20 protein-coding genes are annotated in these 25,174 nt (G+C 37.5%); 9 read left to right on the top strand and 11 right to left on the bottom strand.

Annotated elements, in window-relative coordinates; all coding sequences use genetic code 11:
* Positions 1-407: 407 nt before the first annotated feature.
* From UMU13_RS07070 to UMU13_RS07030, 9 genes are all read left to right on the top strand, one after another.
* Positions 408-3,230 carry an anaerobic glycerol-3-phosphate dehydrogenase subunit C gene (locus tag UMU13_RS07070; protein WP_328218092.1) on the top strand — a complete coding sequence of 941 codons (2,823 nt, stop codon included), beginning with the start codon at positions 408-410 and terminating at the stop codon, positions 3,228-3,230.
* Entirely contained in the window at positions 3,218-4,417 is a 1,200-nt protein-coding gene (locus UMU13_RS07065) for a hypothetical protein (RefSeq protein ID WP_328218090.1), read from the top strand. Before UMU13_RS07070 ends, UMU13_RS07065 begins: the two co-directional genes overlap by 13 nt.
* A 9-nt stretch (positions 4,418-4,426) precedes the next feature.
* On the top strand, positions 4,427-5,758 hold the full coding sequence (gene miaB, locus UMU13_RS07060; RefSeq protein ID WP_328218088.1) for a tRNA (N6-isopentenyl adenosine(37)-C2)-methylthiotransferase MiaB: 1,332 nt from the start codon (positions 4,427-4,429) through the stop codon (positions 5,756-5,758).
* A 16-nt stretch (positions 5,759-5,774) separates the two neighbouring features.
* Positions 5,775-6,254 carry a bifunctional nuclease family protein gene (locus UMU13_RS07055; RefSeq protein ID WP_013886458.1) on the top strand — a complete coding sequence of 160 codons (480 nt, stop codon included), beginning with the start codon at positions 5,775-5,777 and terminating at the stop codon, positions 6,252-6,254.
* A gap of 3 nt (positions 6,255-6,257) precedes the next feature.
* The gene (locus UMU13_RS07050; protein WP_328218086.1) at positions 6,258-7,436 is read left to right on the top strand and encodes a metallophosphoesterase family protein; all 1,179 of its coding nucleotides are present in this window, start codon (positions 6,258-6,260) and stop codon (positions 7,434-7,436) included.
* Positions 7,433-10,729: an AAA family ATPase gene (locus UMU13_RS07045; RefSeq protein ID WP_328218084.1), complete on the top strand. Its 3,297-nt coding sequence runs from the start codon at positions 7,433-7,435 to the stop codon at positions 10,727-10,729. Before UMU13_RS07050 ends, UMU13_RS07045 begins: the two co-directional genes overlap by 4 nt.
* Positions 10,726-11,472, top strand: coding sequence for a nitrilase-related carbon-nitrogen hydrolase (locus tag UMU13_RS07040; protein ID WP_328218082.1), 747 nt, complete (start codon positions 10,726-10,728; stop codon positions 11,470-11,472). The genes UMU13_RS07045 and UMU13_RS07040 overlap by 4 nt, the downstream gene beginning before the upstream one ends.
* Before the next feature lie 96 nt (positions 11,473-11,568).
* The gene (locus tag UMU13_RS07035; protein ID WP_328218081.1) at positions 11,569-12,921 is read left to right on the top strand and encodes a dihydrolipoyl dehydrogenase family protein; all 1,353 of its coding nucleotides are present in this window, start codon (positions 11,569-11,571) and stop codon (positions 12,919-12,921) included.
* 42 nt (positions 12,922-12,963) lie between these two features.
* Positions 12,964-14,055 carry an NADH:flavin oxidoreductase gene (locus UMU13_RS07030; protein ID WP_328218079.1) on the top strand — a complete coding sequence of 364 codons (1,092 nt, stop codon included), beginning with the start codon at positions 12,964-12,966 and terminating at the stop codon, positions 14,053-14,055.
* 43 nt (positions 14,056-14,098) lie between these two features.
* On the opposite strand, the gene UMU13_RS07025 is transcribed toward UMU13_RS07030, so the two are convergent.
* The 11 genes from UMU13_RS07025 to UMU13_RS06975 all read right to left on the bottom strand — a co-directional run bounded on the left by UMU13_RS07025 (position 14,099) and on the right by UMU13_RS06975 (position 25,098).
* On the bottom strand, positions 14,099-14,683 hold the full coding sequence (locus UMU13_RS07025) for an isochorismatase family protein (protein ID WP_013886464.1): 585 nt from the start codon (positions 14,681-14,683) through the stop codon (positions 14,099-14,101).
* 17 nt (positions 14,684-14,700) lie between these two features.
* The gene (hemG, locus tag UMU13_RS07020) at positions 14,701-16,080 is read right to left on the bottom strand and encodes a protoporphyrinogen oxidase (protein WP_328218076.1); all 1,380 of its coding nucleotides are present in this window, start codon (positions 16,078-16,080) and stop codon (positions 14,701-14,703) included.
* Between the two features lie 14 nt (positions 16,081-16,094).
* Entirely contained in the window at positions 16,095-17,228 is a 1,134-nt protein-coding gene (locus UMU13_RS07015; RefSeq protein ID WP_328218075.1) for a poly-beta-1,6-N-acetyl-D-glucosamine N-deacetylase PgaB, read from the bottom strand.
* Positions 17,228-17,920, bottom strand: coding sequence for an SPOR domain-containing protein (locus tag UMU13_RS07010; RefSeq protein ID WP_328218074.1), 693 nt, complete (start codon positions 17,918-17,920; stop codon positions 17,228-17,230). Before UMU13_RS07010 ends, UMU13_RS07015 begins: the two co-directional genes overlap by 1 nt.
* A gap of 2 nt (positions 17,921-17,922) precedes the next feature.
* Positions 17,923-19,563 (bottom strand): arginine--tRNA ligase, encoded by a 1,641-nt coding sequence (gene argS / locus UMU13_RS07005; protein ID WP_328218072.1) that lies wholly within the window; start codon positions 19,561-19,563, stop codon positions 17,923-17,925.
* Positions 19,564-19,754: 191 nt separating this feature from the next.
* Positions 19,755-20,387, bottom strand: a complete 633-nt coding sequence (locus UMU13_RS07000; protein WP_328218071.1) for a LysE family translocator — start codon at positions 20,385-20,387, stop codon at positions 19,755-19,757.
* 242 nt (positions 20,388-20,629) lie between these two features.
* A complete protein-coding gene (locus UMU13_RS06995; protein WP_328218069.1) occupies positions 20,630-21,499 on the bottom strand; it encodes a DMT family transporter in 870 nt (289 codons plus the stop codon).
* 62 nt (positions 21,500-21,561) lie between these two features.
* A complete protein-coding gene (locus tag UMU13_RS06990) occupies positions 21,562-22,575 on the bottom strand; it encodes an ATP-binding cassette domain-containing protein (protein WP_328218068.1) in 1,014 nt (337 codons plus the stop codon).
* Positions 22,575-23,264, bottom strand: a complete 690-nt coding sequence (locus UMU13_RS06985; protein WP_328218067.1) for an ABC transporter permease — start codon at positions 23,262-23,264, stop codon at positions 22,575-22,577. Before UMU13_RS06985 ends, UMU13_RS06990 begins: the two co-directional genes overlap by 1 nt.
* A gap of 88 nt (positions 23,265-23,352) precedes the next feature.
* The gene (locus tag UMU13_RS06980; protein ID WP_328218066.1) at positions 23,353-24,165 is read right to left on the bottom strand and encodes a substrate-binding domain-containing protein; all 813 of its coding nucleotides are present in this window, start codon (positions 24,163-24,165) and stop codon (positions 23,353-23,355) included.
* A 30-nt stretch (positions 24,166-24,195) separates the two neighbouring features.
* Entirely contained in the window at positions 24,196-25,098 is a 903-nt protein-coding gene (locus tag UMU13_RS06975; protein ID WP_328218065.1) for a helix-turn-helix transcriptional regulator, read from the bottom strand.
* Between the last annotated feature and the right edge of the window lie 76 nt (positions 25,099-25,174).

Here is a 25,174-nt window from a genome sequence, read left to right as displayed (position 1 = left end):
TATTATTCATTATCTAAAATTATACAACAATACAGGCTTTTTTCAACAGACGACATTATTCAGTAAGAGACGTGATGCGTAAATACCGTAATGCGTTAAGCGTTATGGGTGATAAGATATTTTGAATATTCTTATAAATTTTACCACCCCTTAATCCCCTCCTAACTCTTCGATAGGAGGGGAGATAAAGCTCCTCCCCTAAATTAGGGGAGGTTGGGTGGGGTACTTATTCAAAGATCTCAAAGCTCAATGTTATTGGAAATAGAATGATACCATCCAGTTTAACTGAGAAAAAATAAAATATTTTGTTTACAAATGATCTTTATTAGCTAAATTATTAACAGTGAAAAAGAGACTTTAAACGGGTTATATATCAATCTCAAACAAATCTATCTAAAGAGGTTATTATGCCGCACCTTACAAACAATATATTCGATGAGCTGCTGGAAAATATTAAAGGCGATGTCCATGTTGACAAACTGCGCAGAAGCATGGTGGCCACAGACGGCAGTATTTACAAAGTTGAGCCAGCATGTGTTGTATATCCTAAAGATGAGGAAGATGTCAGACATGCCCTTGGATTTGCCTATAATTACGGTTTATCAGTTCACTCCCGTGGAGCAGGAAGCGGGCTTTGCGGTTCCGCTATAGGGAAAGGGCTGATTCTGGATTTTTCAAAATACATGAATAAACTGCTCAAAATAGATTATGAAAATCAGTATTTTGAATGTGAGCCCGGCTATCGTTTCGGCGAACTGGAAGAGGAGTTAAAAGGAAGCGGTCTTTTTTTCCCACCTGATCCATCCAGCGGGGAATATGCCACTTTCGGAGGGATGTTCGGAACAAACGCCAGCGGAGCACATTCAGTAAAGTACGGCAATGTAAGCGATTATATTGAAGATGCCTTTTTTTATCTCAGTGACGGATCAGGTTATAGTCTGTCAAAAATCAGGAATACAGAGATCCAGGAACTCCCTGACACTTTCAGAAAACTGGCATTCTTATATGAAAACAACAAAAGTATTATACATAACAACTATCCCAACGTAAAATACAATGTTTCCGGTTACAACATGAGAGATCTTGTAAACAACAAACTTGATCTTTCAAAACTGATCGCAGGTTCGGAAGGCACTCTGGCAGTTGTTACCAAAATGCGGTTTCGCCTAAAGAAAAAACCTGCTTTCAACAGCCTGATCGTTGCTTATTTCGATGATATTGTGTCCTCATCAAAAGCCGTTCAGCAAATTCTCCCCATGAAACCCTCCGGCATTGAAATAATGGATAAATCCCTCCTTCAAATTGCAAAGGATAACGATGAGACACTTCGTGATAAAATCCCCGACGGAGTAGACAACGTTCTGCTGATTGAGTTTGACGGCAATGATAAAGATAAATTGGAAAACACTTCCCAACAGGCTCAGGACATGCTCCGAGACGAATCATTGACGGAAAATATCTATCTCGCCATTACCGAAGAGGATAAAGCCAGATTCTGGGCTATCAGAAAAGCGGCAGTGCCTATTCTGTACAAATTAAAGGGGAAGAAAAAAATTCTCGCCCTGATTGAGGATGCAGCCGTTCCTACGGACAAGCTGGTTGAATACTTTGAAGGCGTCTATGCTATTCTCAAAAAAAACAGTCTGGACTTTGTTGTTTACGGACATATTGCAAAAGGGCTGATGCACACCAGACCGCTTCTTAATTTGAAAGACCCCCATGATATTGATTTACTGAAAAATATAGCCGATGATTTTTTCTCTCTTATTAATTCCCTGGGAGGATCCATTTCAGGAGAACACGGAGACGGCAGAATAAGAACCAAATACATTAAAAAGCAGTACCCTGAGATTTATGAACTGTTTCACGATGTAAAACATTTATTTGATGAATCCAATCTGTTTAACCCCGAAATAAAAACACATCATGACAACAATCAAATTTCTAAATTTCTCCGGTACGGAAAGGACTACAGAAGCGAAGACTTGAAAAATAAACTCCTTATGTGGCCGGAGCAATTTGTGGATGAAGTTGAAAAATGTCACGGATGTTCCAAATGCACCACTGTCACCGCGGCTACAAGAATGTGCCCCATCTATAAATTCACAAGAGATGAAGCAGCATCGCCGAAAGCCAAAGCCAATATACTAAGAATGCTGATCAGCGGTTCAATAGATGAGGAAAGTCTGTATGAAAAAGCTTTTCAACACGTAATCGATCATTGTGTCAACTGCGGAAGTTGTTACAGCGAATGCCCCTCCAATGTTAACATACCAAAAATGTCCATTGAGGCCAGAGGACAGTATGAAAAGAAATTTGGCTCTTCCCTGGAAAACAAACTTATTGTCAATGCCGAACTGGCCGGCCGTACAACGAGAAAATTCTCAAAATTTATTGGCTTCCCCATGAAATTGAAAGCTGCAAGAAAAATCGGGGAAATTTTCACCGGTGTCAGTGCAGAAAGGGAATTCATCACCTTTCCTTCAAAATCATTGTACGAAAGGGTTTCTCATAAAGAAGGTGCAGGAGATATTAAAGTACTTTACTTTGCCGGATGTTACGCATCCTATATTAAACCTGAAATAGGAGAAGCAGCGGTAAAAGTTTTGGAAAGAATGGCAGTTGAAACGATAATACCGGAACAGCACTGCTGCGGATTACCCATGCTTTCGAAAGGGATGGTAAGAAAGGCAAAAAACAAGATAAAAGCCAATCTAGAAAAATGGGGAAAACTGCTTGAAAATGTGGATTACGTAGTGGTAACATGCTCCTCCTGTGGATTAAGTCTCACACAGGAATGGAGCTATCTTGTTGATGATGATACAATAGATGTGATAAAAGATAAATTTATTCACATCAGTGATTTTATAAACAAGTTCCGCTCAAGATTGCAGCTTAATGAAACAAGTAAGAAGATAGCATATCATATGCCCTGTCATCTCAAAATTCAGAAAGCCTGCAACAGCTCAATAGATATGCTCTCCTCAATAAGCGGGATGCAGGTGGAAGATTTGGCAAGCCACTGCTGCGGGATAGCCGGAAGCTGGGGGATTTCTGCAAAAAATTACCCCCTGAGTGTGGAAATTGCCTCCCCAATGATAAACAAACTGAATACTTCTGAGGCTGATTACGGCGTAACAGACTGCCCTACCTGCAGAATGCAGATGGAGCATTTAAGCTCTAAAAAAATAAAACATCCGGTGGAAGTGCTGTCAGAATGTTTAAAATAATAACTTTTTTGCTTGTTTTCACAAGTATGCTTTATGCCGGCGTGGAAAATTACCTTATTGGGCTGAATGCTTATAAAGACGGCTTTGACAGTATAGCTGAAGAAAATCTGCAAACCTATCTGAAAAATGCAGCAGATGAGGAAAAAGCACGATTTGCCAAATATGTTTTATACAAAATAAACCTTCAGAATAATAATTACGGTAAAGCCTATGAATATTTAGAACAAATAGAAGGTATTAACGATAAGCGTTTTGAATTAACCCAAATGAAAATCGACAAAATGAAAATATTATTGAACACAGACTGCTCAAAAGCTTCCGATTATCTTATTAACGACATCAGCGGCAGTATTGCTTCACTATATCTGAAATCGAAGTGCCCTGTAAACGATAAAATTGCCTCCAGAATATCCGAAAGTAATATATCGGACAAAATCAAATCTGCATACACAATAAAACTGGACGATAAACCAGGACTTGCATATCAGATTGCAAAAAACACTTCGTTTGAACAGCTTGATAAAAATACAATCAAATATCTCGGTCTGCTATTTTATAAAAACGGTCGTTACGATATTTTCTGGAAAGCATATAAGTATTACAAAGATGATCGTTTTGTTAATCTGGCACTGAAGAGAATCTTTGAAACAGCTGATTATAAAGGTTTTATAGAAAGCTTTGTCTACAATGAGCCGAAGTTTAAAATCAGTGGTGAAAACTACTGCAGAGCTGTAAGAAGCCGGATAGAGCTGGGTGAGAATTTCAATTGCAGTTGGATTGACAAATGCTACCCTGAAAAGAATAAAGAATATATACAGTCAAAGTTTGCCTGTCTTTTACAGAATAAAAGCAGCGAAACAAAGGACTTTATTAATAATAATTTTGAAAAGGAAAAAGACTTTTTCTGCAAACAAAGCGGGAATATCATTTCAGAGGGATATTACAATTCCGAAACAATATCCGGATTCAGAAGCTGCGGGAACAAATATAAGCTGGCTGAACTTCTGCTCAGCAATAAACGCACGGAGGATGTATTAAATTTGCTGAAAAATGATAACAGCGACAAAAGTCTTTACATAAAAACGAAAGCATATATTTTAGCTGATGACTTGGAAAAAGCCAAACAAACTGCTGAAAAAATAAACGAACAAAAACTGAAAAACAGTCTGTTTAAGAATAACAATTAAGGGTTATAAATGGGAAAAGTTTATTTAAAAACATTCGGCTGCCAGATGAACGAATACGATTCTCAGAGGATTTTATCCATTTTCAGGAACTACGGCTTCACTCCGTCCGAACTTCCAGAAACAGCTGATTTTGCAATGCTCAACACCTGCAGTGTACGAGAAAAACCGCAGCACAAGGTTTCGAGTGAAATCGGCAGACTGAAAAAAATAAAACATAAAAATCCAGAATTTAAAATAGGTGTTTGCGGGTGTGTTGCTCAGCAGGAAGGCGAAAACATCCTTTCGGACTTTCCGTACGTGGATTTTGTCATAGGAACAGAAGCTGTAAACAGACTCGACGTTATTATAGATGCCGTTCTGAATGGCGAACGGATAGCCGATGTGGAAATGAAAAGCGAAAATATTAGTATACCGGCATTCAGACGAGAAGCCTCACCGTCTGCTTATGTAACAATTATGAAGGGATGTAACAATTACTGTTCCTACTGTATTGTTCCCTATGTGAGAGGTTCTGAAATAAGCAGAAAATCAACAGAAATCATTGATGAGATAAAATTTTTGATAGATTCAGGAGTAAAAGAGGTAACACTGCTTGGGCAAAATGTAAACTCATACGGAAAAAACCTTGACGAAAACATCAATTTTCCCAAACTTTTATATATGATAGATAAAATTGAAGGTTTAAAAAGGCTGAGATTTGTTACATCGCATCCGAAAGATTTTTCCAGAGAAGTTATATTTGCCATGAGGGATATCGATAAGATATGCGAATTTTTACATCTCCCTCTTCAATCAGGCTCTGACAGGATTTTACGCAATATGAACAGAAAATATGATTATAAAAGCTATGCCGAAAAAATTTCAGTGGCAAAGGAAGAAATACCCGGGTTAAGTCTTTCATCTGATTTTATAGTCGGATTCCCCGGGGAAACGGAAAAAGACTTTGAGGACACAATTAGCGCAATTAAAGAGATTGAATATGAATCGCTCTTTGCTTTCAAGTACTCACCCCGCCCCGGAACAAAAGCTGAAAAACTGGATGATACCGTTGATGACAAAGTAAAATCGGAAAGGCTGGAAAAACTTCTGAATGTACAGTCCGCCGTTACTGACAAACTTCTTAATAATTACATCGATAAAGATGCAGAAGTGTTAATTGAAGGCCAAAGCAAAAAAGATGAAAAAATATATTCGGGAAGAAACAGGCAAAACAGGATTGTAAATTTTGAAAGTGACAGAGCTTTAAACCCGGGTGACATTGTAAATGTTAGAATCACTGAGGCAAAGCGTAACAGTCTTTTCGGTGTGAACAAAGAATGTATGACAATACTAAAAAATTAATTACCGGAGGCAATAGATGTTTGAAGTAGCAGTCAAATGCGTAATGAAGGAACCTTTAACCTCAAGATACCTTCTTATACTTGAATCGAAAGACAGCAGTTTTTATATTCCCATCAACATCGGTGTTTTTGAAGCGGAAGCTATTTACACCGCACTAAACAAAATAAAATCACCCAGGCCACTGACTTACGACTTCTTTAAAGGTATTTTAAACGTTATCGATGATATTGATATCAGTAAAATAACCATTTACGATGTTGATGGTCATGTATACAAGGCAAAGCTGGAATTTGCACATAACAGCAAACAGTGTCATGTGGACTGCAGACCTTCTGACGCCATTGCACTGGGGCTAAGGCTGAATGCTCCCATATTCGTAGAAGATGATATTGTTCAAAAAAAGAAATGTGTTTCAAAAGACTGTCTCCAGGAAAATGAAAAAATAATTTTAGAGCAATTAATTACAGACCAGGCCACTACGTACTGGAATGTTTAGTGTATGCCTCTCTCTTTTATTCACACGGCAGATTTGCATCTTGGCAGAGGGTTGGATCATTTTCCTGATAATTCCCTGGAAATATATGAGCATTTATTAAAAAAAATTGAAAACACAGCAATTAAAAACAATATTGACTTTGTTCTTTTTGCAGGGGACATTTTTAACAGCCTTGACGTCGATATTTCAATAAAGAAAAGATTTCTTGACCTGCTAAAAAATCTCGGCAAACACAATATCGAAATATTCTATGCCTGCGGAAATCATGATTATTTCCGGAGTAAGTTCTACAAACCTTTTCTAAATGAAAGAAATTTTAATATCTTCCCCGAATACTGGCAGAGTTTCGAGCGGAATGATGCAGTAATTCACGGCTACAGTTTTAATAAAGCAGCGTTCAAAAAAAAGATGCTTCAGGATTATACACCTGAAATTACTGATAAAACCAACATTTTTTGTTTTCATACCAATATTTCAGAAATAAGCAGCCGGCATGAAAATTACGCACCTTCAAGTATTCAGGAATTCGAAAAATTTCCTCCAAACAGTTTTTTTGGTCTCGGACATATTCATCAACACAATCTTATAAAAGAAGGCAAACAGACAATTTTATATCCGGGCTCTCCCATTCCCACAAGAATAATTGAAACGGGAGAAAAGGGATTTTACCTTGTAAAACAAAACAGCGATGAAACATTTGAAAAAATTTTCATAAAGAGCGGAACAGAAATAGCTGAGATAGCATTAGATATCTCCGGTATAGAGGATTTTCTGGAAATTGATGATATGATAAAAGAAAATATGGACAAATATACGGACGGGAAAAACCCAGATACCACTACGCCGGCATATTTATCTTTTAAAATAATACTCACCGGTAAGCTCTCACCTGAAATTAAAAAGGAACTCGTCAAGAACATAAGTGAAAATTATTTCGAAAGGGAAATGGAAGGTGTTTATGTCATGGATAACACCCGATCGATGATATCCCCTGAGTCAATAGCAGAAGAGAAAGGGTTGTTTGAAGCAATGGTTAAAACGTACTATAATATGGAAATGGATGTAGTTGAATTGGATAAAAATATTGCTGAGCTTTTGGAGTATTCCGGCGATTTTAACTTTGATAAAGCTAAAGATGATGCACTCCTGATTCTTTATTCAATGCTGAAAGGTGATAAGTGAAGACATACATTGAGAAGTTAGAGATAGATAAGTGCGGGATTATTCAAAACAAAACGCTGCATTTCAGTCCGGATAAAATTAACCTCATCTACGGTGATAATGAGTCCGGCAAAAGCACTCTGCTGGAATTGATACGATACGGATTCTATGAAATTGGTAAAAAACACAAAATAAACGCTTTCCCGGATAAATATGCTGAAATATATCTTAACTGCTTAACGCAACCCTGCAAAGTTACACTCACCGATAAGAAACGGACAATCTCTCCAAATGACTCCCTTCTGAACAATTTGTCCGAAAATGTTTCCAGGGAAAACTATGAAAATATATTCGCATTCGGACAGGAAGAATTATTTAATATACGTTACAAGGATATTTTCGGAAAAGAAAAAAATGCCATTCTGACTGCTACAGGCGTGGATCTGGAGACTGATTTAAACAAGATTCACAATGAGCTGAGAAAATCATATGAAAACCTTTACAAACCCAAAGGAAGAATACCTGCTATCAACAGTTACATTGCCGAATCAAAAAAACTGCAGAAGGAATCAAAGAAAATCGCAGCCAAATTAAAGGAAAATGAGGATATATTCCAGGATCTTGAGAGCATACAATCAGAATTGAATAACAAAAGGAAACATATTAAAAAGTGCAGGGATGACCTTAATGAACTTGGAATGTTACTTCAACCGTTCGGCACCTATTCGGACATAAAAGAAAAAGAAGCGGAACTGGACAGTCTGGAAAAATCAAAAAAAATTGACAGAAAAATATATTCGGAAATTCAGGAAAAAAGAAATGAAATCGATGCACTCCTAAATAGAATAGAGGAAATAGAAAACAGGCGGGCTGAAACCGAAGAAGAGATGAAACAGATGGAAAGCAAGAGCAACAATATAAACTTACAGGCTGCACAAGACCTGCTGAAACAGCTGGAAGCAAACCTTAACATATACGAAGAGGAAAACGAGATTATCCGTAAATATAGAAAAGCCACTGATGCAATTAACAATATAAATGAAAAACTTAATATAAATGAGCTTAACAACAGCATACTGAAAGAGGATGTCACAAACCGGCTACTTGAAATAAACAGTGAATATCAGAAAGCAACTATGCAGATTGAACACACAGAAACGCTCCTGAAAAATAAAAATGAAAGTTTGTCTATTGCTGAAAACAAAGCAAACAGTCTTCTTAATTCCTATGAAACAAGCTTCAGGGAAATAGAAAAGGATCACGGTATATACGAAAAAGCTCTCGAAATACTGAACAGCAATAAAGAAAAGATAAAGAAAATTAATGAGGGTATTTCCGGTCTGGAGTCTGAAATAAAAGAATACGATATTGAGCTTCATAACTTTCTGCTGGAAAATAAATATATATTTGAAAAGACAAAAGAAGCGGCAGAATTTGAAAATGATTATGAAAAAATCACACATTGTGAAGAAAGAATTGAAAATGGATTAAAAAAAACTAAGGATTTCAGTTTTCCTAATAACATAAAATTTACTGCTGCAGGGATTCTGATATTTTTTATCCTGACGGGTATCACCAATAATTTCATTTTTTCATTTTTTATTCCGTTTGCGGTTCTTACGGATATAATTCTGTATTTATTTAACAGAAAAAGAAAGAAAGAAACTAAAAAAGAAGCCGTAAAAATATCGGAGAGTTTCTATTTTAATACACAGGAACCCTACGAAGTTTTGAATAATCTGCAGAAATTGAAAGAAAAAATCTCTCAGCTCGTTTCACTTAAAAAGGAATTGGCTGAAAAAGGAATAAGTTATGAAGATTTCACCGAAACACTAAGATACTTAAGTGAGAAAAAAAGCGAAACAGAAGCTAACAGGGCAACAATCAACAAACTTAATTTTGACAAAAAGATGCTGGAGTCTGAAATCACAGACGCAAAGAAAAATATCGATCATGTAATGTACAAATATGGTATTGACAATGAAAACGGGCTGAGCGGATTTTTTAATAAAGCAAATGATAATTTTGAAACATATAATAGATTGACAAATGAAATAGAAACACTTGAATCTGATATCAGCAATTTTACAATGCAGATTAAAACTTCAAAAGACAGAATCTCTTCACTGGCAGATGATTTAGAGAAAACTTTTGAAACAAACGGTCAGGAAAAAATTTCTATAGACAGATTAAACTACCTTCTTTCAGTCAGACAGGAGATTAGGCAAAGCATTGAAGACATTAAAGAATATGAGCATAAAAAGAAGATTTTTGAAGACACGAAAGCTTTTTTAGCTAAATCCCTGAGACAAATGGATATAGATGCCGATGATTTAAAAGATGCATATGCTAATCTGAAAAAACTAACAAACAGTGAGGAAAAAATCGTTCAGGAGCTTTCAAATCTTGCCCGACAGTTGGAGAATTATTCCAAAGAAAGGGCTGTCAATAAAAATAAACTTATAAAAAATGAAACTGAATATAAGAATTTACTGCAAAACAACAACTTAGATGATTTTTATGATGCTGAAAATGCCCAGATGAATTATCAGAACTACCATGATCTTTTAAATAGATTCAGAAATGATAAAGAACTTTTTTATAAAAAATACGGATTTTCAGTTAAAAAATATGAAGAAATCTTAAACAAAGAAAGTTATACCTCCATAAAAGAGCAAGCAGAAAAAAAACAGATGGAAATGGACAATTTAAACGAAGATATTACCCGCTTAAGTGCAGAAGAAGCCAGAACAAAGGAAATCATTTCACATCTGGCCGACAGTACGGAGCTTATGGAAAATGAAAGACTGGAAAATTACTATTCAAGAAAAATCACCGAACACCTAAAGGAATACATAACATACAAGACCGCGGAAACAATCCTGGATAAATCGGTAAAACGCTTTGAAGAGGAAAGCCAGCCGGAACTTCTGGATAGAGCTTCTAATTTTTTCAGTATTTTGACAAAAGGAAGATATGAAAAAATTAAAATTGATATAGCAGGAAACTTAAACCTGATTGACAGAAAAAGAAATTCTCTTGAAGCCAATATCCTGAGTGCCGGAACAAAGGATCAGCTGTATATTTCACTCAGACTGGCTTATATTCAGATGCTTGATAAAAAATTTACACTCCCTTTAATTTTTGATGAAACCATAGTCAATTTCGATGACAAAAGACAAAACGCATTCCTGAGTACACTCAGGGATATTACAGACAGCAGGCAGACCATTTTTTTCACTTGTCACAGCGCTGTCAAGGACAAATTTCTGGATACATTCAACGAAATAAATCTGCTGGAACTGACACAATGAAAATATCCCTTTTGCAGCTGAAAATTAAATCCAAGCCGGAAGAAAATATTGATAAAGTCATAAACAAAACAAAAAATTTGAATGGTCATATTGTTCTGCTGCCGGAAATGTTCACCACAGGTTTTGATTACCCATTGATAAATTCCCTTGACGAAAAGCACCCGGAAATTCTGAAGAATCTGCCTGATAACAATGTTTATATGGGCAGTATTTTTAGAAAAACAAATAAAGGCAAGTTTAATTCATTTTTTATAAAAAACGGGCGTAATATAACCTTCCCTTATGATAAATTGCATCTGTTTCCTTTGATGCAGGAAGAAAAACACCTTACGCCGGGCGAAAGGCTGAATACGTTTACACTTAAAAACATATTATGCGCTGCCGGAATATGTTTTGACATCAGGTTCCCCGAAATGTTCCGTTATTATTTCAGAAAAAATACTTCAATACTTTTTATACCATCTGAATGGCCTTCAATGCGCATAAAACAGCTTATAAGGCTTGTCAGGGCCAGAGCTGTTGAAAATCAGTGTTTTTATGTCATGTGTAATGCGGCAGGCAAATCAGCAGGTCATCATTTCGGGGGAATGTCAGCCGTATTTGACCCTTTGGGGAACAATCTGAACAAAATGACAGCAAAATGCGACGAAATAATTTCAACTGAGATTGGTACTAACAAAATCAGCATTGCTAAAAATAATCTTGAAACTTTAAATCACCTCAGAAAAGATATCTACGGCTGACAAGAAAATAAAAAATATGATTACGTTGACAGAAGAAGCTTTCACAATTTATGATTCATTTAATGTTAGTTTTGAAAATTTAAGGAGTATCGCAAAATGAAGAATACTCAAAAATATGATTTCATAGCAATCGGTTCGGGTGTTGCAGGCAGCACAGCCGTTATAGAATGTGCCCGCCACGGTCTTAAAACAGCAATTGTCGATAACAAGCCATACGGAGGTACATGTCCGTTACGGGGCAGTGATCCCAAGAAGATACTTTTGGGGGCTGCAGAACTGTACGACTGGTTCAGCAGAATGAAGAACACCGGTATTATTAACGGAGATATACGTATAGACTGGCAGAATCTTATTCAATATAAGTGTAGTTATACCAATAATATCCCCCTGAAAGTGGAACAGTCTATGAATAAGATGTCTATAGATTCATTAAGCGGAAATGCAGAATTTGCAGATGAGAATACACTGAAAATCGGTGATAAATTTTACACTGCGGATAACATTCTTGTTGCCAGCGGTTCAGTCCCAACAAAGCTGCCCTTTAATGGAGCAGAAATGATGAGCAGCAGCGATGATTTTTTATCCCTTCAAACCCTTCCTGATAAAATAATTTTTGTGGGGGGAGGTTTTATCTCAATGGAGTTTGCCCAGGCTGCTGCCAGAGCCGGGGCAAAAAGTATAATTGTTCATTCCGGAGAAAGAATTCTGCAGGGTTTTGACAAAGAACTTGTGGAACTGCTTAATAAAGCTGCTCAGGAGTCAGGTATAGACATAATTGTGAATAACCGTGTTTCAAAAATTGAAGCCGACGGAGATACGTTAATTGCCCATCTTTCAAATTCTGAAGAAACCATCAGAGCTGATATGATTGTACACGGTGCCGGAAGAATGGCAAATGTTTACAATATGAATCTGGAAACCGGCAACGTTGCTTATGACTCTGGAGGAATCAAGGTAAATGAATTCATGCAGAATACTTCCAATTCTTCCGTTTACGCAGCAGGTGACGTTACAGATTCTAAAGGACCCTATCTTGCAACAGTTGCAGCAATGGAAGGAAGAATTGCCGCTGAAAATATTATTAAAGGTAACAAAAAGAATCCGGTATATAAAAATATTCCCTCTGTGGTTTTCACAATACCCACCCTGGCAAGTGTAGGGATGCAGGAGGAAGATGCTGAAAAATCCGGGATTAAGTATAATTCCAGATTTCAGGAAACATCCGACTGGTTTACTTCTTACAGAGTTGGAGAGAAATATTCAGGGTATAAAATCATCACTGATGAAAACAACACCAAAATTCTTGGAGCTCATTTACTCGGCCCTTCTTCTGAGGATGTTATCAACCTTTTCACTTTTGCCATAAATCGCGGTATTACCCCTGAAGAGATGAAAAATATGGTATATACTTATCCGACCGCTTCATCAGATATAGTCTATATGTTATAATCAGGCCGATATACACAAACTGCAACGAAGAGAGGTGTTAGCATGGATAACATTTTCAGGGAAAGTAAAATAAACAACGCAGTATTATCTAACAGGCTTATACGTTCTGCAACGTGGGAGGGGATGTGTGATAATACAGGAGCACCTACGGAAAAACTAATTAAATTTTACGAAGAAATGATAAACGGTGGAATCGGTTTGATTATTACCGGCTATCAGTATGTTAAAAAGGACGGGCAGCAGCTCCCCGGACAAATCGGAATTCATGACGACTCGCTTGCAAAAAGCCATAAAAACCTTACAAGAAGGATTCACGAGTCCAAAGGAAAGATTTTTGCTCAGCTTGTTCACTGCGGCGGACAATCAAACAGTAAAAGTTCCGGATTTCAGCCTTCCGCCCCATCTGCATTGAAATCACCTCAATATCCGGAAGCAGTCAAAGAGTTAACAGAAGAGGAGATTGAGATACTGATATCATCTTTTACAGATGCGGCAATGCGCACCAAAGAATGGGGCTACGACGGTATTCAGCTTCATGCCGCACACGGGTATCTTATAAATCAGTTTTTGTCACCCAATACCAACAAAAGAAATGACAGGTTTGGAGGTACACTGCATAACCGTGCACGATTTTTGTATGATATTTATGAAAATATCAGGGAAAAAGCTGGTAAAGAATTTCCGATTATCGTAAAGCTTAACGGCAGTGACAACTTGGATGGAGGATTTGAACTGGATGAAGCTGTTAAGGTTGCAGAAAAGCTTGATGAAATGGGAATAGATGCCATTGAGGTCAGCGGAGGAACCCCCGCTTCCGGTGAAAAAACACCGGTAAGAACAGATATAAGTGAATCAGAAAAAGAAGGATATAACATGCATGAAGCATTAAAAATCAAGGAAAATGTATCGTGTCCTGTTATATCAGTCGGCGGTTTCAGGAGTTATAAGGTAGTTGAAAAGGCTCTTGAGCAAATCGATTTTGTTTCAATGGCAAGGCCGCTGATATGCGAAGCCGATCTGCCGAATATCTGGAAAAGGAAAGATAAAAACACCTCAGACTGCATAAGTTGCAACGGCTGTTTCAGACCGGGTTTAAAAGAAGGCGGTATAAGGTGCATAGTTAAAAACCCGTGAGATTTATCCCGCCCTTAATTTTCGATTAAGGGCGGGGCTTTGCTTATTTCACAAGCTTTGAGATATATTTAAAATTCTCCGTTCCGGCTTTGCCCAGAAGCTGGAAAAGTGCCGTTTCCGTTACCGTAATTATAGCACCGGCATCTTTCATAAACTCCAGTCCGAACTTCCAGTTAAATTTATCTCTTGAACAAACAGCATCTGCCGCCACATGAACCGCCATACCGTTGGCAACAAGATCCGTTACCGTTTGCAAAACACAAATATGGGTTTCCATTCCTGCAACAATCACCGACTCAAAATCCATTTCCATAAAACTGTCCAGAAACGTGTCCTCGCCGCAGCAGGAGAAAGACGTTTTTTCATAAAATGTTGCATCATTCAGCTCTTTTTTGATATCAGGATCGGTCTCTCCCAGCCCTTTTGTATACTGTTGAGTATAAAATATGGGAATGTTCAGTTTGTTGGCACCTTTGGCAAGTATTAATATATTGTTTTTTATCTTTTCATACACATCCTTTTTCATAACGGGAGTAAGCTTCTCCTGAACATCAATAATAAGTAATGCCGTCTTTCTTTTATCCAGCCCGAAATAATTCACATCCATTTCTTCAAGTTCATAATTCATTGCATCCTCCTTTTCTTTTATTGCTGAGCTTTTATGTTTTCAACAAGCTTTTTTGCAATTTCAAAACTGGTTCTTGTGCAATCATTTATCCCTATCCCATAGAGTATGTTACCGCCTATGTAGAGATTACCGGCACTTTCAGATGCGTTTTCAATACTTTTTACTATTTTACTATGCCCCTGATAATACTGAGGTATCGCCATGTTCCATTTAAAATACTGAACCACTTCCGGATGACCTTTGATTCCAAGGGTGTCGTTAATTCCTTCCAATGCCATCAGCACAAGCTCCTCTTCAGGCTTTCCTACAATCCACGGGTTTCTGTCTCCACCCATAATGACCCTTATAAGCTTTTTGCCCTCAGGTGCCCTTTCGGGAAATATACTTGAAGTAAAAAGTGCACCGAGAATTTTTCTGTTTTCCGTGGGGGGGATCAGGTACCCGAAACCGTCCATATCATGTTTCACATCTTCTTCATCAAAACCAAATCCTACGACAAAAGCAGGAGCATAATGTATTTTATTCAAAGAATCTGAAAGCTCACTGTCCATATCTTTAAAAAATTCAGAAGCAACATACGAAGGGCATGCAACAACCAGATGATCAAAATCAAATTCATTTGCACTTGCCGTCTTAATGTGAAACTTATCATGTATCTTTTCCACCCTGTTAACACCATCCCCCAGGCGGTACTCAACACTTTTTGTTTTCATGGAGAGGTCGGTCAATGAATTGATCAAGCCGCCTTTATATGAAGTTAAAACACCGCCCGGTCCGGCTGGACCGCTTTTTTTATTTTTCTTCTTGAGCATTCCTTTAAAAAGTCCGCCGTACGTCTCCTCAAGATCAGCAATAACCGGAAAGCAGGATTTAAGACTCAGTTTATAGGGATCACCTGCAAAAACACCTGATACCATTGGGCTTATCAGATATTCACAAGCCTCTTTGCCCAGTCTTCTTGTGGCAAAGTCTGCAACCGTTTCATCTTTATGATTCTTTTTTTTGGGAATCAATAGCTCGGCGGCAACCCTCAGTTTCCCCTGAAAAGACAAGATATCAGACTTTAAAAATTCTCCCGGTTTTTCAGGGAGCTTAACAAGCTTTGAATCTCTCATAATAAAACGTTTTCTTGCAGCATCGTTACTCGGGAGAAGGTTATCGTTTAAACCAGCGTCATCAAATAATTGTAATGTGTGCGGTTTGCTGTTTAAGAACCCGTTAGGACCGGATTCAATTGTAAAACCCTCTTTTTTCACCGTACCTATAGATCCGCCTAAACTATTATTCTTTTCCAAAAGTGTAATTTCTCCATCAATCCCTTCCTCAGAAAGCATCTTGTCAATCCAGAATGCCGCCGCAACACCTGAAATACCTCCGCCGATAATTCCGATTTTCATTTTTTACCTCTCTTTTAATAAAAACAAAATTTTGGTATATCGCTGATACGTTCAAAAGGCACCAGCGCATAACTTAGCTTTCCATAATTGTCTATTAAATCACACAAAATATTAATTTCCTTTTCGGGCAGTTTAACCCGGCCATTATAAAATGATCTTACCTGTATTTTAACAATAATCTGCTTTTCGTCCAAGCCGTATTTCAAAAAAGAATTAATACTTTTGTTTATATACTCCATGGTTTTATAAAATGACACACCGGTTTCCCTTGAAATCTGCTCATGATAAGCCATATATGCATAATATGAAAACCCCAGATCCTTATATCTCTCTATAGACTGTGAATACCAGGATAAACCGTTATCCGGCTGAGATGGAGTTTCATAATAGATATTTACAGCAAATTTTATCCCAGGGTTTATAAGCTTTACAGCAAAACGAAGTTCACTTAAAAAAGCGGAAAGCTGCTGCATTTTCCATTTATTCCAGGAGTTGTAAAAGCTGTTATTTCTGTTGTCCTTAAACAGTTTCGCAGGGTCCGGATAATGCCCTGTATCCACAAAAAATCTATGACCGGCAGCTTTGGAAAAGCCTTCATTATATCTTAAAATAAAGTCATCCTGAATAAGAATACCGTCTATATCATAATATGCGAGATCTTTAAAAAGCTTTGTAATTTCCCTGCGGACATCAGGGTTAAAAATGCTCACCCCGTATCCTTCAACGAAATTGCCGTCTTTAAATGCCACTTCAAGAGGATATTTATTTTTTAAGAAAGAAAGGCTTCTCGTAGACATCCAGGCATAAACCTTCAAGTCGTGCATACCGGCATATTTTACAACTTTGGAGAGCAGATCTCTGATTACACATGCATTCTGACTTTTAAAATAAACGCCGCTCTGGCAGTAGGATTGAACACCCAAATGAAATCTATCTCCGTAATTTTGAAAAACCCTGAAAAAAACGGTATTTATTCCACTGTTTTTAAGTTTTCTAAAATATTCTGAAAGATTATTTTCATATTGGGAATCAAGGTTGAAAATCTGCACTGCTTTAATTTGCCGGTAATTATTCTCAACCAGTGTGAGTGAAAAACCGCTGGAAGAGAAAATCACGGAAAATAAAATAAATAAAAAAATTATTCTCATTAATCAGACCGTAGAACTATAGGCTTATAACGTGTCTCACTCTTAATTTTATTTACTATATCAGTAGCATATTTTTTACTTGTATTTTTACAACATCTTACTCTGTACCAAATCCCTTTGCTGCCCAAATCAGCTCTTGCAACATAGACATCGGAAACCAGCTTTCTCAGTTTTTGCGCCTCTCTTTTAGCATCCGCCTTGCTCTGAACAGATAAAATCTGGACAACAAAATCTCCTTTCTCTTTTTCACCGGCACTTTTTGATATCGCTGCAGACTCAGCTTCTTTTGCTGTTGATTCTTTGTCTCCAGTAGCCTCTTTCTTTTCAACTGGTTTTGACGTCACTTTTTCCTCTTTATTTGTCTGCCTCTTTTCTTTTCTTACAGTAGCGTTATCATCAGAAATATCCATCTTTGAAAGTTCTTGAAGCTCTTTTTCAGTCTTCTTAATAATACTTCCGTTATCCTCAGCAGTAAACTGATAAGACTTCCCTTTACCTGGATCTGTCAAATGAACCTTATCTTCCTGCTTGGCCTCTTTAAGCTTCATTTTCAAATCAAAATAGTCGTTAGTAAGCTTAATAATTGCAAAAACAATGAGTGCAAAAGCTATCAGAAAAATAATACTCAATACAATAATGCCGCGCATATCATCAGAGTTTTTCTTTTCTTTTATCTTATCAAAATCCTTCATAATTACATCCTCTCAACCGCTTTGATTCCCAACAAGTTTAGCGCATATCGTATAACAATTGCAATACCTTTGCACAGAGTAATTCGGGCATTGGTCAATTCCTTATCATCTTCAACAATTATCGGGGTTGTGTAATAATACGAATGCAGAAGTCCGGCCAATTCCTGCAGATAGTAAACAATGCGGTGCGGCTGATAATTGGTAGCAGCCTGATTAAGCACATTCCTGAAATCATACATTTTTTTTATAATCTCTATTTCATCTTTCCTGTCAAGTCGTTCTATATTTTTTCCTACACTGACAGAAATACCTTTTTCCTTCAGCTTTGCAAAAAGACTGCAAACCCTTGCATGTCCGTACTGAACATAATAAACAGGGTTATCTGATGTTTTGCTTTTGGCCAAATCTATATCAAACTCGAACTGAGAATTTATATCGCGCATCAAATAAAAGAAACGTGCTGCAGAAGCACCCACCTCATCAACAAGCCACTTAAGAGTCACAAACTGCCCTGCCCTTGTGGACATGGAAATTTTGCTCCCATCCTTTATAAGACTGACCATCTGAACCAATGCCACATACAAATCGTTTTCATCCCTGCCGATAGCATTAACAGCTGCTTTCATCCGGTCAACGTAGCCGTGATGGTCAGCTCCCCAAACATCGATAACCTTGTCAAAACCCCTTTCAAATTTATCCCTGTGATAGGCGATATCGGATGCAAAATATGTTAACTCGCCGTCACTTTTCCTCAGCACCCTGTCTTTATCATCTTTATATTCTGTACTTTTAAACCAGAGTGCCGAATCTGCTTCGTAAATTTTGTCTTTATCCTTTAAAAAATTGAGCGTGTCTTCAACCTTTCCATCATCGTAGAGAGACTGCTCACTAAACCAGTTATCAAACTCAACATTAAAATCTCTTAAATCATCTTTGATCTCATTCAATATAAATGATTTGCCTTGATCAAGACATATGGACAGAGCATCATCTTCGTCTTTTGAAAACAGGGATCCGCCGAATTCACTTTTCAGCCTTTCAGCAATCTCAATAATATACTCTCCTCTATAACCGTCCTCCGGAAAAGGATAATCTCCGCCGGTTAAATCGCTGTATCTGGCATATATACTCTTTGCCAGGTTATTCATTTGATTGCCTGCGTCATTGACATAATATTCCCTGTAAACTTCATGACCGGCTGCACTCAGAATTCTTGCCAGCGAATCCCCGTATGAAGCCCCTCTGCCATGCCCTACATGTAAAGGCCCGGTGGGATTGGCACTTACAAATTCCACCTGGATTTTCAATGGATTTTTCGTTTTTTCCGTTAAATTATCTTCATTTTCAAGAATATTAAGCAGAAAATTGTGAAATTGTTTATATGAGATAAAAAAGTTAATAAAACCGCCGCCGGCTATTTCAACTTTGTGAAAGAAGCTTTCATCCAGATGGCTGAGAATGTCTTCAGCAATTTTGGCAGGCGCTTTTCTCAATTTTTTGGCAAGCAGAAAAGCAATATTTGTGGCAAAATCACCGTTTTCAGATTTTTTGGGAATCTCAACTGTATAGTTTAATGAATCTATTTCCCCGTCATATATCTTTCCGGCAGCTTCGGAAATTTTTTTTCTGACAACTTCCTTCATTACTCCTCCATTTTTACGTTGATTGTTATAATACCCCGTCCAATACAGTTTGCATAAAAAACCATGCCGAAGAAAACAATATCCCAAGCTTATAATATTGTAAAGACTGTCAGCAAAATTATTTTTTGTTTTCAAAATTTATTTGGAATTTACAATTCGAAAAGAATTTTATGCTCATTTTTTTAAACAAATTATCTGCTTTCAAAGGCCAGTTTGATACCCAGTGAAATAAGTACACCCCCGCTCAATCCTTCCAAAGTTCTGCGGAAGAACGGTCTGATAAACAAAAGCCGCACCGAATGGACGGAAAAAACAATGAACGAAAGCCAGATAAAAGACATAACACAATGAATTCCGGCAAGGCCTATGGACTTAATAAAAACAGGATCGCCGGGATTAATAAATTGGGGGAGAAAAGCAAAGTAGAATACAGCTGTCTTAGGATTCAGCACATTGTTGAGCCAGCCTTCCAAAAAACTTTTCTTTAATTTAACAGAATGATTTTTATTCTCTTTAAAAGATGTGGAATTACCCTCTTTTTCAAAAGCTTTCCTTAATGACTGTACGCCCAGCCAGCACAAGTAAATTGCACCTACAGTTTTTAAAACGTAAAATGCTGCCGCTGATTTAACCAGAATTACAGAAACACCCAGTGCAGAAAGTGCCGCATGGAAAAAAAGACCGGAACATATGCCTGTCGTTGTCAAAAGTCCCCGTCTGGCATTGGAAGATATAACATTTCTTATAACCAGCATTGTATCAGCACCTGGTGAAATGGTAAGCAATGCAGCAACAATAAAAAACGTAATCATCTGCTCATTCATAATACTTTAAGTATCATAATATTTTTTTTATTTGCAACGAATTTTTTGGCTATCGACCAAAATTTACATATTTATGGAGCCGTGATTGGTAAGTTCAATGTTGAATGTTGAATCCCACTCATCCATCTCAACCTGTTCAACTTCCCCAGCCTCAACCTTTACTCTACCTACCTCACTACTTCACTCACTCAGCACTCAGCACTCAGCACTCAGCACTTAACACTTAGCACTTAGTACTATTACTAATACTTTGTCGCAAGAAAGATGCCCGAAAAAACAGCGGCAATCCCCGCAAGATGATATGCGGCAAATGTTTCACCGAGAAAAATTACCGCCAGAATACTGCCGAAAACAGGCATCAGGTGTATAAATGGAGCCACTTTTGAGGCGCCTGCCTCCCTTACAGCCCTGTTCCAGCTGAGGAAAGCAGCCAGAGAAGCAAAAACACCGGTATAAGCAATACTGAAAATTGTTAACACCCCAATCTGGATCTGCTTATCCAAAACAAAATTTTCCATCAAAACAAAAGGTGTTAAAATAATCAGACCAACAACAGCTATACATTGCATAAAAACAACAGGATTTAACTCTTTGGGATATTTTTTCAGTAGGTTGGAATAAAATGCCCAGCAAAATCCGGCGATAAGAACTAAAATATCCCCTCTGTTAACACTCAACGCAAAAAGCAGAAACGGATTCCCCTCTGTCAAAACGATTATAACACCGGAAAACGAAATCAAAATACCGAGCATTTTCAACAAAGATATTTTTTCACCAAACATAAAGAATGATACAATCAGAATGGAAATGGGAATGAAGGAATTGACAAGTATGGCGTTAATTGCTGAAGTATAGTGCACAGCCGTATAAATCAGTGTATTAAACATGGCAACGCCCAGAAGCCCGATTAAAACAATATAGCCCTTATTGGCCTGTATGATTTTACCCTGGCCTTTAAACAGTCTGTAAGAGAATGGTAAAAGAATAATACACGCTGTAAGCCACCTGAAATACCCCAAACTTATCGGCGGGATTACAAGAGATGCCCCCTTCCCCACGACAAAATTTCCGGACCACAAAAGTGCACTCAAAGCCGCCAGCAAATAAGGCATACAAAAACCTCATCAAAGTTTAATCTGATGTTTTGCACTAATGAAAGAAAAAGTCAAAGAAATTATTTATACCATTTGGCAGATGAGGCTTTAAAAACAACATAAACTTCTTTATTTTTTGACAAATCAAGCTCAAGCAAAGCTTTTTTGGATATATAGGATACAAGCCGAAGATCATCTTTTACCAAACCAATTTTTACTTTTTTCTCCTGTATCTCGATATCATTTACCCTCATTTTAATAACATTTCGGGCAGATATTTTTTGAGGCTCATCCAGGGCAATAAGAATATCTTCAGGATTTATATAACAGCCTTCATCCACAGATTTTTCAGGTGAGGAAACTATAACATCCGTTTTTGCGAAACGTTTATGGTACAATCCTGCAGCAAAATATTCAAACCCCCTTCCCAAATCATTTTCATATTTTTGCGTGTAAAGACGGCCGTTATTAAGATAATAAATTTTGTCAGCAGTGTCAGTGAGCCATTCATAATCGTGACTACTTACAATTATGCACTTATTCTGCTTTTTCAGTTCAGTAAGAAAACCGGTAATAACCGACAGGCTTGTTGAATCCACGTTAGCAGTGGGCTCATCCAGCAGTATAATATCCGGGTCAAAAATAAGCTTTTGAGCAAGAGAAAGCCTTTTCTTTTCACCACCGGAAAGTTCGAGAGGTTTTTTATGAAGAAATATATGAGGATTAAGAGAAAGTTTTTTAAGTATTCTGTTAATATTTTCCAGATACACTGTTTCATTCCTTAATTTTAAAGGATATATCAAGTTATCTTTTACTTTTCTTTTTAAAAGTTTCGGCTCCTGAAACACAAAACTCATTTTTCTCTTTATTTCTAAATTATAGACAGATGCACTATATCCGTTAATAAAGATTTCGCCGGAATCAGGAGCCATAATAAGACCGAGAATTTTCAGGAAAGTGGTTTTTCCACTCCCGTTAGGACCGTAAAAACCGTACACTTTCCCATATGAAGCATTGAACTGAGAAACAAAAAGGGTGAAGTCAGAATCAAATGTTTTTTCAATGTTTACACCCGAAACAGCCGTGCTATTCACTACACCCTCTCTGTTAAATACATGCTGAAAAAATTAATAATAATGGCAATACTCATAAGGACAATGCCAAGAGCTATTCCCATTGCAAACTCGCCTTTACCCGTCTCGAGTGCTATGGCTGTAGTCATGGTTCTCGTGGCCCATTTAATATTCCCGCCAAGCATCATAGAAACGCCTACTTCGGCAAAGACCCTGCCGAAGGCTGTAACTGCCGCCGCAAAAATTGCCGGTTTGGCTTCATACATATATGTCAAGGACATCTGCAGCCGTCCTGCTCCCATACTGGACAGTTCCTCTGCCAGTCTTCTGTCCATAGAGCCAACTGCAGAAGCGGTAAGTGCAATGACAATAGGAACAGCAAGAAAAAACTGCCCGATGGCAATACCTTTTATAGTAAAGAGTAAATCAAAATCCCCCAAAGGGCCTCTGCTGCTTATAAACATATAAACAAAAAGCCCAACAACTACCGTTGGCAAAGAAAGCAATGAATTTACAATATTTTGAATAATTTTTCTGCCTTTAAAATTATAAAACCCCAGAAGAAAACCCAAAGGCAGACCGATTGTTAGGCTTGCCAAAAGAGACAGAGTTGAGGCTCTCAGTGAAGTAAAGATAGCAGAATAAGTTTCCGCATCAAGTGTAGCAATCAGTATAAATGCATTTTTAATACCATTCAGAAAATAATCCAATCTACTCTACCTTTACCTTTACCTTTACCTTTACCTTTACCTTTACCTTTACCTTTACCTCTACCTCTGCCTTAGCACTTAAAACTAATCACTTCGCATTAGGTATAAAAAGCTTCTTATTCAGCAATCTGTAATCTGCAATTGCCTGCTGAATCTTATCAGAAGTCATCCATTTTATAAATTTCTCAGCCAGCTTTATTTTGACATAAGGACATCTTTTCTTGCTGACAGGGATTAGGCTGTACTGATTGTACAGAATTTTATCCCCTTCCACCAATATCTGCAGCGGAGCTTTGCCGTCATAATTCGACTGGTACTTTATATATGTACCCCGGTCTGTCATGGTGTAACCGTTCATTTCAGTGGCAATATTAAGTGTGGTTATCATCCCCTGTCCGGTTTCTTTGTACCAGCTTTTTTTATTGTAATCATTTATACCGGCTGAATCCCAAAGCAAAATTTCTTTCTTGTTTGTTCCGGAATCATCACCCCTGCTAACAAATGTTTCACTTTTATCATAAATGGCTTCAAGCGCCTCCGTAACATCCTTACCCTTGATATTCGCAGGGTCAGAAGGGGGTCCTACAACTACGAAATCGTTATACATAACCTCTTTTCTGTATACACCGTATCCATTGTTGATATATTTCTTTTCAGCTGGTGGAGCATGAACAAGCAGAATATCGGCATCGCAGTTTTTACCCAGTTCAAGGGCTTTACCGGTGCCCGTTGCGGTCCATTTCCAGTCAATGCCGGTATCCTTTTCAAAGATTGGCTCAAGATACTCAAGAAGGCCGGTATTATCGGTACTTGTTGTTGTTGCCATGAGAAAGCTTTTCTCCGCAGCAAACACATTTGCACTCATTAAGGATACAGCCAACATAACTAACAAAAATCTCATAATTTACCTCCTTAAACGCTTTAATGAGCTTTATATTTTAATTTTTCCCGTATTTTCAGATGAATACCCTTTAAAATTATCTATGGAAGATTTAGTTGTCTCATCATTAAGAAACTCTAAAAAACATTGATATTCTTCACTGAAATAAAAGTCTTTGTCCAACACCATATCGAAACTCTCCGTTTTAACTCTGTCAAAGTTCAGACCGAATAAATCAACATAAAAGGCATTACCAATACCGATATCGGCTTTACCTTCAGCAATATGTTCCGCTATCTCAAGGTGGGTGCTAACTTCTTTATCATATCCGGCGATATTTCCCGGATTGAGTTTTTCCCGGTTTAGAATATAGTCCGCCAATATCCTTGTACCGGAATTATGAGGTCTGTTGATAAATTTTAATTTCTTATCAGCAATTTCTCTGAATGAATCCGCTTTATTATCTCTGTATATAAAACCGAGATCTCTATAAAACAGGTTTACAACGACAAAACTGTTATTATTTTTATCTACTTTTTTTACCGCTTCAGTATTGTAAGAATCTTCAGAGGGGTCATATATATGGCTTAATGCAATGTGGGACAAACCATTTTTCAGGATATTCAACCCCTTCCTGCTGCCTACATTTGAATAAAACACCAGCATTTCAGGATATTCCTTATTAAACCATCCCAAAATAAGCTGTAACAGAGGATCATCAGAACCCGTCATAAGTATTAATTTTCCGGCAGAAGGTGTGAGTTTATACCTGTATTTTAGATTTTTAAGGCTGCTGAGGTTCAGAAACTTAACCAACTCGTCAAAAGGAAACAGCCATTTCCCCGTAACCTTTGTGGCAGGAATGTCACCGTCATGAGCAAGTTTGTAAAGTTTTTTCTCGTTGATCTGCAGCAACTCCGAGGCTTCTTCAGCATTCAGGAATTCTTTACCCATACAGCACCTCAATCATTATAATCGTCCTTATAGTAACCAACAATAACATATAATAACTTTGCTGTCAATAAACAGC

This window comes from Flexistipes sp. (genome assembly GCF_036172515.1).
GTDB lineage: Bacteria > Chrysiogenota > Deferribacteres > Deferribacterales > Flexistipitaceae > Flexistipes.
The sequence above is the reverse complement of the archived record's forward strand: the minus strand, read 5'-3'. Positions and strand labels throughout refer to the sequence as shown.

Coding starts and splice junctions, on each gene's coding strand:
- UMU13_RS07055 (WP_013886458.1), top strand. CDS start 5,775: ATGTTTGAAGTAGCAGTCAAATGCGTAATGAAGGAACCTTTAACCTCA.
- hemG (WP_328218076.1), bottom strand. CDS start 16,080: ATGAAAATCGGAATTATCGGCGGAGGTATTTCAGGTGTTGCGGCGGCA.
- UMU13_RS06975 (WP_328218065.1), bottom strand. CDS start 25,098: ATGGGTAAAGAATTCCTGAATGCTGAAGAAGCCTCGGAGTTGCTGCAG.
- UMU13_RS07000 (WP_328218071.1), bottom strand. CDS start 20,387: ATGAATGAGCAGATGATTACGTTTTTTATTGTTGCTGCATTGCTTACC.
- UMU13_RS07030 (WP_328218079.1), top strand. CDS start 12,964: ATGGATAACATTTTCAGGGAAAGTAAAATAAACAACGCAGTATTATCT.
- UMU13_RS07050 (WP_328218086.1), top strand. CDS start 6,258: ATGCCTCTCTCTTTTATTCACACGGCAGATTTGCATCTTGGCAGAGGG.
- UMU13_RS07010 (WP_328218074.1), bottom strand. CDS start 17,920: ATGAAGGATTTTGATAAGATAAAAGAAAAGAAAAACTCTGATGATATG.
- miaB (WP_328218088.1), top strand. CDS start 4,427: ATGGGAAAAGTTTATTTAAAAACATTCGGCTGCCAGATGAACGAATAC.
- UMU13_RS07065 (WP_328218090.1), top strand. CDS start 3,218: ATGTTTAAAATAATAACTTTTTTGCTTGTTTTCACAAGTATGCTTTAT.
- UMU13_RS07015 (WP_328218075.1), bottom strand. CDS start 17,228: ATGAGAATAATTTTTTTATTTATTTTATTTTCCGTGATTTTCTCTTCC.
- UMU13_RS07025 (WP_013886464.1), bottom strand. CDS start 14,683: ATGAATTATGAACTTGAAGAAATGGATGTGAATTATTTCGGGCTGGAT.
- UMU13_RS07040 (WP_328218082.1), top strand. CDS start 10,726: ATGAAAATATCCCTTTTGCAGCTGAAAATTAAATCCAAGCCGGAAGAA.
- UMU13_RS07035 (WP_328218081.1), top strand. CDS start 11,569: ATGAAGAATACTCAAAAATATGATTTCATAGCAATCGGTTCGGGTGTT.
- UMU13_RS06995 (WP_328218069.1), bottom strand. CDS start 21,499: ATGCCTTATTTGCTGGCGGCTTTGAGTGCACTTTTGTGGTCCGGAAAT.
- UMU13_RS07070 (WP_328218092.1), top strand. CDS start 408: ATGCCGCACCTTACAAACAATATATTCGATGAGCTGCTGGAAAATATT.
- argS (WP_328218072.1), bottom strand. CDS start 19,563: ATGAAGGAAGTTGTCAGAAAAAAAATTTCCGAAGCTGCCGGAAAGATA.
- UMU13_RS06980 (WP_328218066.1), bottom strand. CDS start 24,165: ATGAGATTTTTGTTAGTTATGTTGGCTGTATCCTTAATGAGTGCAAAT.